At 71.5% G+C, this 13,375-nt stretch carries 10 protein-coding genes and 1 pseudogene; 8 read left to right on the forward strand and 3 right to left on the reverse strand.

What is annotated here, in order from left to right; translation table 11 throughout:
- Positions 1–275: 275 nt before the first annotated feature.
- Positions 276–2,129 (forward strand): dihydroxy-acid dehydratase, encoded by a 1,854-nt coding sequence (gene ilvD, locus ABZX40_RS31480; RefSeq protein WP_355745041.1) that lies wholly within the window; start codon positions 276–278, stop codon positions 2,127–2,129.
- A 401-nt stretch (positions 2,130–2,530) separates the two neighbouring features.
- On the opposite strand, the gene ABZX40_RS31485 is transcribed toward ilvD, so the two are convergent.
- Positions 2,531–4,888: a serine/threonine-protein kinase gene (locus tag ABZX40_RS31485; RefSeq protein WP_355745038.1), complete on the reverse strand. Its 2,358-nt coding sequence runs from the start codon at positions 4,886–4,888 to the stop codon at positions 2,531–2,533.
- A gap of 151 nt (positions 4,889–5,039) precedes the next feature.
- Between ABZX40_RS31485 and ABZX40_RS31490 the strand changes: the two genes are divergently transcribed.
- From ABZX40_RS31490 to proC, 6 genes are all read left to right on the forward strand, one after another.
- Positions 5,040–5,411, forward strand: coding sequence for a peptidase (locus tag ABZX40_RS31490; protein ID WP_355745035.1), 372 nt, complete (start codon positions 5,040–5,042; stop codon positions 5,409–5,411).
- A gap of 422 nt (positions 5,412–5,833) precedes the next feature.
- Positions 5,834–6,274 (forward strand): EamA/RhaT family transporter, encoded by a 441-nt coding sequence (locus tag ABZX40_RS31495; protein WP_355745286.1) that lies wholly within the window; start codon positions 5,834–5,836, stop codon positions 6,272–6,274.
- 74 nt (positions 6,275–6,348) lie between these two features.
- Positions 6,349–7,134, forward strand: a complete 786-nt coding sequence (locus ABZX40_RS31500; RefSeq protein WP_355745032.1) for a class I SAM-dependent methyltransferase — start codon at positions 6,349–6,351, stop codon at positions 7,132–7,134.
- A gap of 162 nt (positions 7,135–7,296) precedes the next feature.
- Entirely contained in the window at positions 7,297–8,124 is an 828-nt protein-coding gene (locus ABZX40_RS31505) for an ABC transporter ATP-binding protein (protein ID WP_355745029.1), read from the forward strand.
- Positions 8,121–8,969, forward strand: coding sequence for an ABC transporter permease (locus tag ABZX40_RS31510; RefSeq protein ID WP_355745026.1), 849 nt, complete (start codon positions 8,121–8,123; stop codon positions 8,967–8,969). The genes ABZX40_RS31505 and ABZX40_RS31510 overlap by 4 nt, the downstream gene beginning before the upstream one ends.
- A 139-nt stretch (positions 8,970–9,108) precedes the next feature.
- Entirely contained in the window at positions 9,109–9,918 is an 810-nt protein-coding gene (proC, locus tag ABZX40_RS31515; RefSeq protein WP_355745023.1) for a pyrroline-5-carboxylate reductase, read from the forward strand.
- Positions 9,919–10,027: 109 nt separating this feature from the next.
- On the opposite strand, the pseudogene ABZX40_RS31520 reads toward proC, so the two are convergent.
- Positions 10,028–10,631 (reverse strand): annotated as a pseudogene (locus ABZX40_RS31520) (cysteine hydrolase family protein).
- Between the two features lie 94 nt (positions 10,632–10,725).
- Between ABZX40_RS31520 and ABZX40_RS31525 the strand changes: the two are divergent.
- Complete coding sequence (locus tag ABZX40_RS31525; RefSeq protein ID WP_355745021.1) at positions 10,726–11,811, forward strand: helix-turn-helix domain-containing protein; 1,086 nt, start codon at positions 10,726–10,728, stop codon at positions 11,809–11,811.
- Here ABZX40_RS31525 and trpS read toward each other — a convergent pair.
- Positions 11,697–12,776: a tryptophan--tRNA ligase gene (trpS, locus tag ABZX40_RS31530; protein ID WP_355745019.1), complete on the reverse strand. Its 1,080-nt coding sequence runs from the start codon at positions 12,774–12,776 to the stop codon at positions 11,697–11,699. The two genes, ABZX40_RS31525 and trpS, sit on opposite strands and share 115 nt — an antisense overlap.
- Between the last annotated feature and the right edge of the window lie 599 nt (positions 12,777–13,375).

Here is a 13,375-nt window from a genome sequence, read left to right on the forward strand (position 1 = left end):
CCAGCCCCCGATCGGCCCCCGAGCGGACCCGACGCCAGGACGCCCGCAGCGGCAGCGGCCCGGCAGGACACCCCGCAAAGAGCCCCCACCCGGCCCGCCCGCCCGGCCCGCCCATGAGACCCGCCCATGAAACCCGCCCGTGAGACATTCATCCCGAATCCCGGACATGGTGTCCATCCCTTGGAGCGCGGGCGTACGCTCATAGCAGCCAGAACTCCGACGGTTCGGTTCCCGACCGCCGGAACTCTCGGAACTCTCCGAAGGAGCGAGCGACGATGCCCGAGCTGAGGTCCCGCACAGTCACCCACGGCCGCAACATGGCGGGCGCCCGCGCCCTTATGCGCGCCTCCGGTGTACCCGGTGCGGACATCGGCCGGAAGCCGATCATCGCGGTCGCCAACAGCTTCACCGAGTTCGTGCCCGGTCACACCCATCTCGCGCCGGTCGGCCGGATCGTCAGCGAGGCGATCGTCGCGGCCGGCGGCATCCCGCGCGAGTTCAACACCATCGCGGTGGACGACGGCATCGCCATGGGCCATGGCGGCATGCTCTACTCCCTGCCCTCCCGCGACCTGATCGCGGACAGCGTGGAGTACATGGTCGAGGCGCACTGCGCGGACGCGCTGGTCTGCATCTCCAACTGCGACAAGATCACCCCGGGCATGCTCAACGCGGCCCTGCGGCTGAACATCCCCACGGTCTTCGTCTCCGGTGGCCCCATGGAGGCCGGCCGCGCCACGCTCGTCGACGGCACGGTCCGCACGCTCGACCTGATCGACGCCATGGTCGAGGCCGCGAACGAGAACGTGTCGGACGCGGATGTCCTCCGTATCGAGGAGAACGCCTGTCCGACCTGCGGCTCCTGCTCCGGCATGTTCACGGCGAACTCGATGAACTGCCTGACCGAGGCCATCGGCCTGTCCCTGCCGGGCAACGGCTCGGTCCTGGCCACCCACACGGCCCGTAAACAGCTCTACGTGGACGCCGCGCGCACGGTCATGGACGTGACCCGCCGCTACTACGAGCAGGACGACGACACGGTCCTGCCGCGCAACATCGCCACCTTCGCCGCGTTCGAGAACGCCATGGCCCTGGACATCGCCATGGGCGGCTCCACCAACACGATCCTGCATCTGCTGGCCGCCGCCCAGGAGGCCGAGGTCCCGTTCGGGCTGGCCGAGATCGACGCCGTGTCGCGGCGCGTGCCGTGCCTCGCGAAGGTCGCGCCGAACGTCGCCAAGGACCGGACGTACTACATGGAGGACGTGCACCGCGCGGGCGGTATCCCGGCGCTGCTCGGCGAGCTGCACCGCGCGGGCCTGTTGAACGAGGATGTGCACGCGGTGCACAGCCCGTCCCTCGCCGACTGGCTGAAGACCTGGGACGTGCGCGCCGGCTCCCCGTCCCCCGACGCGATCGAGCTGTGGCACGCGGGTCCCGGCTGCGTCCGTTCCGCCGAGGCGTTCTCCCAGTCCGAGCGCTGGGAGTCGCTGGACGAGGACGCCGAGGGCGGCTGCATCCGCTCGGCCGAGCACGCGTACTCCAAGGACGGCGGACTCGCTGTGCTGAAGGGGAACTTGGCGGTGGACGGGGCCGTTGTGAAGACAGCGGGCGTCGATGCGTCGATCTGGACCTTCGAAGGCCCGGCCGTCGTCTGCGAGTCGCAGGAGGAAGCCGTTGAGAAGATCCTGACCAAGCAGGTCAAGGAGGGTGACGTGGTGGTCATCCGCTACGAGGGCCCCAAGGGCGGCCCGGGTATGCAGGAGATGCTGTACCCGACCTCGTATCTCAAGGGCCGCGGCCTGGGCAAGGCGTGCGCGCTGGTCACCGACGGCCGCTTCTCCGGCGGCACGTCCGGCCTGTCCATCGGCCACGCCTCCCCCGAGGCGGCGTCCGGGGGCACGATCGCCCTGGTCGAGGACGGCGACCGCATCCGTATCGACATCCCCAACCGCTCGATGGAGCTGCTGGTCGACGACGCCGAACTCGCCCGCCGCGAGCAGGCGCTGGGCGGGGTCTACGCCCCGAAGAACCGCGAGCGCAAGGTCTCCGCCGCCCTGCGCGCGTACGCGGCGATGGCCACCAGCGCCGACCGGGGCGCGGTCAGGGACGTCAGCAAGCTGGGCTGAGCCGCGTCCGACGGAGGGTGTGGGCTGAGCGCCATCCGACGGAGGCAGCCCATCCGACGGAGGGCGTGGGCCGAGCCCCATCTGCCCGAGGGCCGGCCGCCCGACCCGAGGCAGGGACCGGCCACCACGAGGGGCCGCACGTGACGGGTGCGGCCCCTTGGCCATCCCGTCCCACGGAGAGCCCCGCACCGGCAGCCCCACGCACCGGGCGAGCCCGTCCACAGGCCCATCTACGAGCACGAGCCCATCCACGGGCCCATCCACGAGCGCGGGCCCACCCGCGAGAGCTCATCCACGAGCACGAGCCCGCCCACAAGCCCATTCACGACCACGGGCCCACCCACGAGAGCCCATCCAAAAGCACGAGCCCGCCCACAAGCCCGCCAACCCGGCGAGCCGCCCTACCACCCCTCCACCCCACCCCCCTCCACCCCGAACAACGTCCCGTCCGGCGCCGCCCCGAACACCTTCCCCTCACCCACCACCGGCACCGGCAACCCCGACACCACCGACTCGCGCGCAGCCCCCGGCCGCGCCTCCGTCTGCCCGAGCTGCTCGCCCTTCGCCGCGTCCACGGCGACCACCCGCCCGTCCCCGGCCCCGAAGTACAGCCGCCCCCCGGCCACCACCGGCGCCGACGGAAAACTCACCGACGTCTCCACCCGCCACACCTGCGCCGACTTCCCCGCGTCCACGGCCACCAGCGCCCCATCGGCCCCGATCAGATACACCCGGTCCGTATCCCCCACGACGCTCTGCGCGCCCGCGACCGGATAGCGGAGCGCGATCCGCCGCTGATCCCCCCGCTCCACGTCGTAGCGCACCACGGCATCCGTGTCGGAGTACGCCGCCGCCGTCGAGGTGAACCACAGCACCCCGTCCCGCGCGCCGACCAGGGTGAGCGTCCCGGTCAGCCGCCGCTGCCAGCGGACCTCGCCGGTCTCCGGGTCGACGGCGCTGACCCGCGTCCCGTCCGCCCCGTCGGCGCCGACCGCGTACGCGTTCCCGTCGCCGTACGACTGGAACACCGGCTGGGTGAGCCCGTCCACCGTCCGCCGCCACTTCCGCTCCCCGGTGGCCGCGTCCAGCGCGGTGACCTCGGAGTCGTCGGCGGTGAGCAGGACGACCCCGCCGGCATGCGCGATCCGTCCGCCGTAGCCGGTCAGATCATGGGTCCAGCGGGTACGGCCGGTGTCCGGATCCAGCGCGGCCAGCCGCCGCCCGCCGTCCGTGACGACATGCAGCAGCCCACCCGACAGCACCGGCGGCTCCACGACACCGTTCCCACCGACCCCACCACCCGCCCCGGCGTCCACCTCACCATCCACCCCACTGTCCGCCCCTCCATCCACCCCACTGTCCGTCCCCCCATCCACCCCACTGTCCGTCCCCCCATCCGCCCCGGCATCCGTCCCGGCCCGAGCCCACCGCACCGACCCGTCCACCGGATCCACCTCCGCCGCGAGCACCCCGGGCCGGGTGCAGTACAGCGCGTCGGGCGCGTACACACAGTGCGGCATCCCACCGGCCTCGGCGCCCTTCGCACTCAGCGCCACCTCCCACGGCCGGAACCCCTCACCCAGCCCCGAAGCCCCCTGCCCACCCTGCGGGGCGGCGGACTCACCCCCGGCCACCGCGAACACCCCGGCCCCGAGCGCCACGGCGACGGCCGCGGCCCCGACCCCCGTCCACAACCTCCGCCCACGTGGCAGCCGTACCCGCCCCGGCCGCCCCTCGCCGCCGACGCCCGGCACCCCGCGCCGCCGATGGGTAGGCACCTCGGCCCGCCCCGAACGCCTCCCGCGCCCCGCCCCACCGGAAGCCGACCCCGACGCCCCGCCCGCCCCGGAATCCGAGCCCTCCCCGCGCGCCCCGGAACCCCCACCCCCCGCCGCCCGCTGCTCCGGTATGAACGCCTGCGTGTCGTACGACGCCGACACCGACCGCAGCTCGGTCATCAGCTCATCCGGCGTCGGCCGATCCTCGGGATCCTTGGCCAGACAGCGCGCGACCAGCTCCGCGAGATCCTCCGGCACCCCTGTCAAGTCCGGCTCTTCATGGACGACCTGATAAGCCACCAGATAAGGACTGTCCGAATCGAACGGCCCACTGCCGGTCGCCGCGTGCACGATGACCGACCCGAGGGCGAACACATCGGCGGCGGGCCCCACATCACGCGGCCTGCGGAACTGCTCCGGCGCCATGAACGGCGGCGTACCGATCAGTTTGCCGGTCTCGGTACGCAGTTCACTGTCCGAGGGCCGGGAGATCCCGAAGTCGATGACTTTCGGCCCATCCTCGGCGAGCAGCACATTGCTGGGTTTGAGATCCCGGTGGACCACTCCGGCCCGATGGATGTCCCGCAGCGCCTCCGCCAGCCCGGCCATCAACTGCCGTAGCCGAGCGGCTGGCAGCGCCCCGTTCCGCTTCACATACTCGGCGAGGGTCGGCCCGGGGATGAACAGGGTCGCCATCCAGGGCCGCCCGGCATGGGGATCGGCGTCCACGACCGGCGCGGTGAACGCCCCGCTGACCTTCCGCGCCGCCCCGACCTCCTGCCGGAACCGCCCCCTGAACTCGGGATCCTGCGCGAAATCGGCATGCACGACCTTCACCGCGAGCTTCAACCCGGAGGCCGACCGCGCCAGATGTACGACACCCATCCCACCGGAGCCCAACGGGGCCTCCAGCAGATACTGTCCGGCATACTGCGGAGATTCCGCTTCCGCATCCGCGCCGGTGCTGCGCCATGGCGGCATCGCTCACCCCCGGATGCTCCTCCGCACGCACGACGCGCTGAGCCTAGTCGATGCTTCGTACGAAACCCCGGGCGCCTTGCTAGCCTCGGTGCGCCACGTGATGTTGGCGTGAAGCGTTCATCGTGAAGGTTCATCCAGGGGGGAGAACGACATGGCCACGGAGAACACTGAGCAGGTCGTGACACAGGGGGCGGACGAGGCCGACGACCGGCCGGCGCAGGCCGAACAGACCGCGCAGTCGGCCGAGACGGAGTCGGAGTCGGCGGCGGCACGGGTACGCGCGTACCCGGTGGCCCCCGGCGTCCGGCTGAACGTCCGCAACGGCCCCGGCACCCACTACCGGATCGTCCGCGTCCTCCCCGAGGGCGCCACGGTCCCGATCTACTGCCAGCGCCCCGGCGACTCCGTCACCGGCCCCTACGGCACCTCGACCATCTGGGACTGCATCGCCAACGCCCAGTATGTGTCCGACGCCTATGTGAAGACGGGCAGCGACGACTACGTCGCACCCCGCTGCTCCTGACCCACCAGGCACCTGACGCCTCAGACACCCGCCCCACCAGGGCCCACGGCTCCCGGCGATCCCGATCACCGGGAGCCGCGCCATGCCCCACCCTGCCCCACCCCACTCCGCCCCACCCCACTCCGTCCCGCCTCGCCCCACTCCGCCCCGCCCCGGAAAACCCCTCCGCACCACCCGCAGCCCCCACACCCCCACCCGGTGATAATCGACAGGTGAGCGAGAACCCGAAGGGCAAGACCGGCAGAACCGCCAAGCCGACCAACACCGGCAAGGCCGACGCGGACGGCACAGGCGGAACCGGCGCAACAGGCGGCGCAGACAGCACCCCCACCCGCCAAACGCCCCCAGCCGAGCTTCCCGCCGACCCCCCGGCGTCCGAGCCCCCCGCCGACCCCACCCCCGACGGCCCCCGCCCCCAGCCGATCCGTTTCTTCGGCACGACCTGGGTCGACCACACCAACGGCTACCTCCTGCGCCGCGCCGGTGTCGCCGTAGGCTCCCTCGCCGCGGCCGTCGCCGCCTGCCTGGTCCTGCGCTTCGCCTACCAGGGGCTCCAGCTCGCCGACACCGGCAGCCTCGTCACGCTGCTGGTCGTCGTGATGTTCGCGGTGTGCAGCGCGCTCGCCTTCCGCGCCACCTGGGACAGCTTCTCCCGGCGCCCTGATCCGGACCGCCAGTCCTCCCAGCGCGGCCTCCTGGCTATCGGCTTCGTCGGCTCCCTCCTCGCCTACTTCTTCCGCGCCCTGACCGAGGCCCCCGGCGAGAAGCTCCACCGCCAGGAGTACGAGGAGGCCCGCCGCACCCACGCGAAGCGCACCTCCCGCCGCACCCGAAACCCGGCGAAGAAGCGCCGCCGCCAGTAACCCCCCCCGCTCACCAAACTCCCTACCCCACCCACCCCACCCCCTCTCCCGCCCACTCCGGCCACCATGGCCGTATGACGACGACACCTCCACCGGCCTCACCGACCACCCAGGACCGCGCCCGCTCCTTCAATTCCGCCGCCGCCCAGTACGCCGCCAACCGCCCCTCCTATCCGCCCGCCCTCCTCGACGCCGTCGAGGAACTGTCCGGCCGCCCCCTCGCCGGCGCCCGGGTCGCGGACATCGGCGCCGGTACCGGCATGGCGACGGCGCTGCTGCGGGGCCGGGGCGCCGAGGTGATCGCCGTCGAGCCCGGCGCGGGCATGGCCGCCGAGTTCCGCCGGACCCTCCCCGACGCCCCTGTCGTCCGGGGCGACGGCGACCGTCTCCCGCTGGCCGACGCCTCCGTCGACCTCGTCACCTACGCCCAGTCCTGGCACTGGACCGACCAGTCCCGCTCGCTCCCGGAAGCCCTGCGCGTCCTGCGTCCGGGCGGCGCCCTCGCCCTGTGGTGGAACACGGACGCCCTGGACATCGACTGGATCGCCGAGCAGTCCCGCCGCGTCCACCGCACCTTCGCCCGCGACAACGCCACCGAGGTACGCCGGATCACCGGCCACGCCATCGACGCGCCAAACGGCCCCGACTTCACCCATCGCCGCATCCGCTGGAGCCGCCGGGTCCCGCTGGACGTCCATCTGGCCAACCTCGGCAGCCACTCGATCTTCCTGGTCGCCGACGAACAGACCCGCACCGCCTTCCTCACCGAGGAGCGAGCCCACCTCCTCACCCACTTCCCGACCGCCCACATCGAAGAGACCTACGACGTCGAACTACTCGTAGCCACCCCCCACCCCTGACCACCCCCCTTTACCCCACCCCCTCCCTTCCAGTGCGGCGGGCCCCCCTCAAGGGCCCGCCGCACACCCATACCGGCCCCCAAGGCCCCACCCCCACACCTCCCAGCCCACCCACCCCCATCCCGCTTGACTCCACCCCACCCCCGGAGGAGTATTCATCGCATGATGAATAAACCCCCGCCCCCACCCGACCCCCTCCCCACCACCACCCCCACTCCCACCCCCACACCCCCAGCCGTACGCGCCGAGAACCTCACCGTCGCCCGCGGCCCCCGCACCGTCCTGCGCGCCCTCGACTTCACCGTCCCGCCCGGCCAGATCACCGGCCTGCTCGGCCCCTCCGGCTGCGGAAAATCCACCCTCATGCGCGCCGTCGTCGGCACCCAGGCCAAGGTCACCGGCACCCTCGACGTCCTCGGCCGCCCCGCGGGCCACCCCACCCTGCGCAGCCGCATCGGCTACGTCACCCAGGCCCCCTCCGTCTACGACGACCTCACCGTCCGGCAGAACCTCGACTACTTCGCCGCCGTCCTCCACCCCGGCCGCGCCGCCGCGGCCCACCGCCGCGCCAACGTCACCCGGGCCATCGCCGACGTCGACCTCACCAGCCACGCCGACTCCCTCGCCGGCAATCTCTCCGGCGGCCAGCGCAGCCGCGTCTCCCTCGCCGTCGCCCTGCTCGGCACCCCCGAACTCCTCGTCCTCGACGAACCCACCGTCGGCCTCGACCCCGTCCTGCGCCGCGACCTCTGGAACCTGTTCCACTCCCTCGCCGCCACCCGCGGCGCCACCCTCCTCATCTCCTCCCATGTGATGGACGAGGCCGAGCGCTGCCACCGCCTCCTCCTGATGCGCGAGGGCGAGATCCTCGCCGACGACACCCCCGCCGCCCTGCGCACCCGCACCGGCAGCGACACCGTCGAAGAGGCATTCCTCCACCTGGTCGACGAAGCCGTCACCGCCGCCCGGACAAAGGAGCCCACCGCATGACCACCACCGGCACCGGCACCCAGCCACCACCCCCCAACGGACCCACCGGCCCTACCACCCCCGTCCCCACCCCCGCCCCCGCCCCCGTCCCCACCCCCTCCGGCGTCCTGAACACCTCCCGCACCCTGGCCACCGCCGCCCGCGTCCTGCGCCAGCTGCACCACGACCCGCGCACGATCGCCCTGCTGATCCTGATCCCCTGCCTGATGCTCTTCCTGCTGCGCTATGTCTTCGACGGCAGCGACCGCACCTTCGACACCATCGGCGCCTCACTCCTCGGGATCTTCCCGCTGATCACGATGTTCCTGGTCACCTCGATCGCCACCCTGCGCGAACGCACCTCGGGCACCCTCGAACGCCTGCTCGCCATGCCCCTGGGCAAGGGCGACCTGATCGCCGGCTACGCCCTCGCCTTCGGCCTTCTCGCGATCATCCAGTCGGCCCTGGCCACCGCACTCGCCGTCTGGGCCCTCGGCCTCGACGTCACCGGCTCCCCCTGGCTGCTGCTCCTGGTGGCCCTGCTCGACGCACTGCTCGGCACCGCCCTCGGTCTCTTCGTCTCGGCCTTCGCGGCCTCCGAGTTCCAGGCGGTCCAGTTCATGCCCGCGGTGATCTTTCCCCAGCTCCTCCTCTGCGGCCTCTTCGCCCCGCGCGACCAGATGCACCCCGCCCTCGAAGCCATCTCCAACGCCCTCCCCATGTCCTATGCCGTCGACGGCATGAACGAGGTCCTCCAGCACGCCGACATGACCGCCGCCTTCCTCCGCGATGTCCTGGTCGTCGCGGGCTGCGCCCTCCTCGTCCTGTTCCTGGGCGCCGCCACCCTCCGCCGCCGCACGACTTGACCGCCCCGCCCCACACCCCCACCCCCTACACCCCCACCCTCCACACCCCCACTCGTCCGCCCACCGGACAGACCCGCCACCCCCCACCCCCGAGTGCGAGGATGAAACCGGACGACACACCCCCGGAGGGCCCCGCACCATGACGCAGAAAGTCGCAGTCCTAGGCACCGGAAAAATCGGCGAAGCCCTGCTCAGCGGCATGATCCGGGGAGGCTGGGCACCCGCCGATCTCCTGGTCACCGCCCGCCGCCCCGAGCGCGCCGAGGAACTCCGCGCCCGCCACGGAGTCACCCCCGTCACCAACGCCGAGGCAGCCAAGACCGCCGACACCCTGATCCTCACGGTCAAGCCGCAGGACATGGGCACCCTCCTGGACGAACTCGCCCCGCACGTCCCCGCCGACCGCCTGATCATCAGCGGCGCGGCCGGCATCCCCACCTCCTTCTTCGAGGAGCGCCTGACCACCGGTACCCCCGTCGTCCGCGTCATGACGAACACCCCGGCCCTCGTGGACGAGGCCATGTCCGTCATCTCGGCCGGCAGCCACGCCACCCCCGACCACCTGGCCACCGCCGAGGAGATCTTCGGCGCCGTCGGCAAGACCCTCCGCGTCCCCGAGTCCCAGCAGGACGCCTGCACCGCCCTCTCCGGCTCCGGCCCGGCCTACTTCTTCTATCTGGTCGAAGCCATGACCGACGCCGGTATCCTGCTGGGCCTCCCGCGCGACAAGGCCCACGACCTGATCGTCCAGTCTGCGATCGGCGCCGCCGTGATGCTCCGCGACAGCGGCGAACACCCGGTCAAACTCCGCGAGAACGTCACCTCCCCGGCCGGCACCACCATCAACGCCATCCGCGAACTGGAGAACCACGGCGTACGGGCCGCCCTCATCGCAGCCCTGGAAGCCGCCCGCGACCGCAGCCGCGCACTGGCCTCCGGCAACAACTGACCCCACCGGCCAGAGGCGGCCTCACCCCTCACCCGCACCCCCGCCCCGGCCACCGACAAAGCGCCCCAGCCCCCCAGCACCCTCACCCCACCCCCACCCCCCCGCACTCTCACCCCACCCCCCGCACCACCTCCGCCGTGGTCACCACCCGCGCGAAGCCGCCCCCCGTGCAGATTCACCGCCGCGGCCCGCGCCGCCTCCTCCGCACTCAGCCGCCAGCCGAACGGCCCCTCCACATCAAAGGTGTAGGTGGCGTCATAGGCCACCACCACATTGAGCCCCAGGTTGCCTCCCATCCGGGCCGTGGTCTCCACACACCAGTTGGTCTGGATCCCGGCCACCACGATCTGCCCGATGCCCTCCGCCTTCAGCCAGCCCGCCAGATCAGGCGCCCCGAGAAACGCGGAGTTCACCGACTTCGTCACCAGCAGCTCCGCCCCGCCCCCCTTCCCCCGTCGCTCCTCCACGTACTCCTTGAAGTCATTGCCCGAGTACCCCCGCCGCAGCGGCGAGTCCTCCCGGGCCGAGTCATGCCGTACGAACACGACCGGCCGCCCCGACGACTGCCAGACATCGATCAACTCGGCGATCCGGTCATCGGCCTCCGGATGGTTCCGCGCCACCGACAGCGCCATCTCGTCGAACCCCCGCTGCACATCCACCACGACCAGCGCGGCGTTCTCAGCGATCCGCGTGAACTCTTCTGTCTCCATGCCGACGATCCTGTCGCCGCCCGCCCCCGCACCCCAGAGGCGCAAAAGACAGCGATCGATGTATTACCGCCACCCCCATGATGTACTCCCACCCATGGACGTCACCGCTGAGCCGGACCCCACGGAGACCGCCCCGCACGACTACCGGGTAGCCCTCATCGCCTTCCCCGGCATCCGCGCCTTCGACGTCTCGATCATCACCGAGGTCTGGGGCACCGACCGCACCGAACAGCACGCCCCCGCCTTCGATCTCCGCCGGGTCGCCACCGACACCGCCCCCATCCCCATGCGCGGCGGCCTCACCCTCCACCCCGACCGCAAGCTCGGCTGGCTGCCGCAGGCCGACCTGATCATCGTCCCCGGCCTGGACGACCACCTCACCCCCGCACCCGCCCCCCTCCTCCACGCACTGCGCCGCGCCCACGCCCGAGGCACCACCCTCGCCTCCCTCTGCGGCGGCGCCTTCACCCTCGCCCAGGCCGGACTCCTCGATGGCCGCCGAGCCATCACCCACTGGAACCTCGTAGACCTCCTGCGCACCCACCACCCCCGCGTCACCGTTGTCCCCGACGCCCTCTTCCTCCAGGACGACAACATCTGGACCGCCGCCGGAACAGCCGCCGGCATCGACCTCTGCCTCCACCTCGTCCGCCGCTCCCATGGCGCCGAAGCCGCCGCCACCATCGCCCGCTCGATGGTCACGGCCCCCTTCCGCACCGGAACCCAGGCACAGTTCATCGAACACCCCACTCCCCGCACCGACCGCGACGACGACACCCTCGCCGCCGTACGCGAACACGCCCTGCGGCACCTGCACGAACCGCTCAACGTCGCCGACCTCGCCGCACACGCGGGCATGTCCGAGCGCACCTTCGCCCGCCACTTCTCCGCGGCCACAGGGACCACACCCCTGCGCTGGCTCCTGGACCAGCGCGTCGCCGCCGCCCAGAAGCTCCTGGAGCGCACCGACCTCCCCATGCCCGAGGTCGCCCGCCGCGCGGGCTTCGGCAGCGAGGTCACGATGCGCCAGCACTTCGCATCGCGCCTCGCCACCAGCCCCCGCGCCTACCGAGCCGCGTTCAGCACACCCAAGCCCCCACCCGTCTCAGCCCCACCCGTCTCAGCCCCACCCGGGTCCCCGTCCCCCGCCATCCGCGGCAACAGCCCGATCGCCCGATAAGCGGCATCCACGACCGGCCGCGCCATGGCCCGAGCCCGCTCCGCACCATCCCGCAGCACCCCCTCCACATACGCAGGATCCGCGCACAACTCCTTGTGCCTGTCCTGTACGGGCCGCAGAACCTCCACCACTGCCTCCGCGGTGTCCCTCTTCAAGGCGCCGTACGATTCATATACACCGCCCAGCGCCTCCGGGTTCCCACCCGTGCACGCCGCGAGAATCTCCAGCAGATTCGCCACCCCCGGACGGCCCTCCCGGTCGTACACGACCTCCCGCCCGCTGTCGGTCACCGCACGCATGACCTTCTTCCGCACCACATCCGGCTCGTCCAGCAGATAGACGATCCCGGGCCCCGTGTCGTCGCTCTTCCCCATCTTCGACCGGGGCTCCTGAAGGTTCATCACCCGAGCGGCCACCCCCGGCCTCGTCGCCCGCGGCACCACGAACGCCTGCCCGTACCGCTGGTTGAACCGCACCGCCAGATCCCGCGCCAGCTCCACATGCTGCGTCTGGTCGTCCCCCACCGGCACCCGGTCCGTCCCGTACGCCAGGATGTCCGCCGCCATCAGCACCGGATAGGTCAGCAGCGACAGCCGCACACTCCCACCCCGTGCCCGCTCCCGCGCCGCCTTCTCCTTGTACTGGATCATCCGCCGCATCTCCCCGTCCGTCGCCACGCACTCCAGCAGATACGACAGCCGCGCATGCTCATCGACATGGCTCTGCACGAACACGGTGCACAGCCGCGGATCCAGCCCCGACGCCAGCAGCAGCGTCGCCGCCTGCCGGCTCAGCCGCCGCACCCGCGCCGGATCGTGGTCCACGGTCAGCGCGTGCAGATCGACGATGCAGAACAGCGCGTCCGCCCGATGCTGATCCACCTCGGCCCACCGCCGCATGGCCCCCAGATAGTTCCCCAGCGTCAGATGCCCGGTCGGCTTGACCCCGCTGAACACTCGCTTCATCCCTCGACCTCCCGCTCAGGGCCACCGCACCCACCGGCCGCCCTCCCCAGGAGGGAGAAACAAGAACGGCCGCCAGAGTGCGGCGGCCGTCGATGACATACGTGACTCAGGCCGCCGTCAGGCGGCCCACCAGAGCTGGTGGCACGTACGTGTCGTCATGTCGACCACAGTACGCCTCCAGGGTTCCGCCCGGACGAGAGTTGACACCGGACATGCCGATACGTAATGTTCTCCGGGCTGTCCGAAGTGAGCGCCGACCTGGTCGGTCCCCGGGCAGCCATTCCGCAAGTCCCACCACTCTCGGCGAACAGCCGGGCAGCTACCTGTCCGCTTGCTCGCTGTATTGCTGGCATGCGTATTTGCGAAATGAGGAATCCTCGTTCGAAAGGACGCGGCCCCCCGATTAGGCGGGGAGCTGGGAATCCGCTAAAGTCTCACTCGTCGGAAGGGCCGAACGGCCGGGAAGACAAACCCCGCTGACTGGGGATCAGGTTGAGAAAAGGATCTGATAGAGTCGGAGACACGAAGGGAAGCGCCCGGAGGAAAGCCCGAGAGGGTGAGTACAAAGGAAGCGTCCGTTCCTTGAGAACTCAACAGCG

It is taken from the genome of Streptomyces sp. NPDC004610, from assembly GCF_040609715.1.
In the GTDB taxonomy this organism is placed as follows: Bacteria; Actinomycetota; Actinomycetes; order Streptomycetales; family Streptomycetaceae; genus Streptomyces.

Bases quoted from the DNA above. Each gene is read 5' to 3' on its own strand.
- ilvD (WP_355745041.1), top strand. From the start codon at position 276: ATGCCCGAGCTGAGGTCCCGCACAGTCACCCACGGCCGCAACATGGCG.
- ABZX40_RS31485 (WP_355745038.1), bottom strand. From the start codon at position 4,888: ATGCCGCCATGGCGCAGCACCGGCGCGGATGCGGAAGCGGAATCTCCG.
- ABZX40_RS31490 (WP_355745035.1), top strand. From the start codon at position 5,040: ATGGCCACGGAGAACACTGAGCAGGTCGTGACACAGGGGGCGGACGAG.
- ABZX40_RS31500 (WP_355745032.1), top strand. From the start codon at position 6,349: ATGACGACGACACCTCCACCGGCCTCACCGACCACCCAGGACCGCGCC.
- ABZX40_RS31505 (WP_355745029.1), top strand. From the start codon at position 7,297: ATGATGAATAAACCCCCGCCCCCACCCGACCCCCTCCCCACCACCACC.
- ABZX40_RS31510 (WP_355745026.1), top strand. From the start codon at position 8,121: ATGACCACCACCGGCACCGGCACCCAGCCACCACCCCCCAACGGACCC.
- proC (WP_355745023.1), top strand. From the start codon at position 9,109: ATGACGCAGAAAGTCGCAGTCCTAGGCACCGGAAAAATCGGCGAAGCC.
- ABZX40_RS31525 (WP_355745021.1), top strand. From the start codon at position 10,726: ATGGACGTCACCGCTGAGCCGGACCCCACGGAGACCGCCCCGCACGAC.
- trpS (WP_355745019.1), bottom strand. From the start codon at position 12,776: ATGAAGCGAGTGTTCAGCGGGGTCAAGCCGACCGGGCATCTGACGCTG.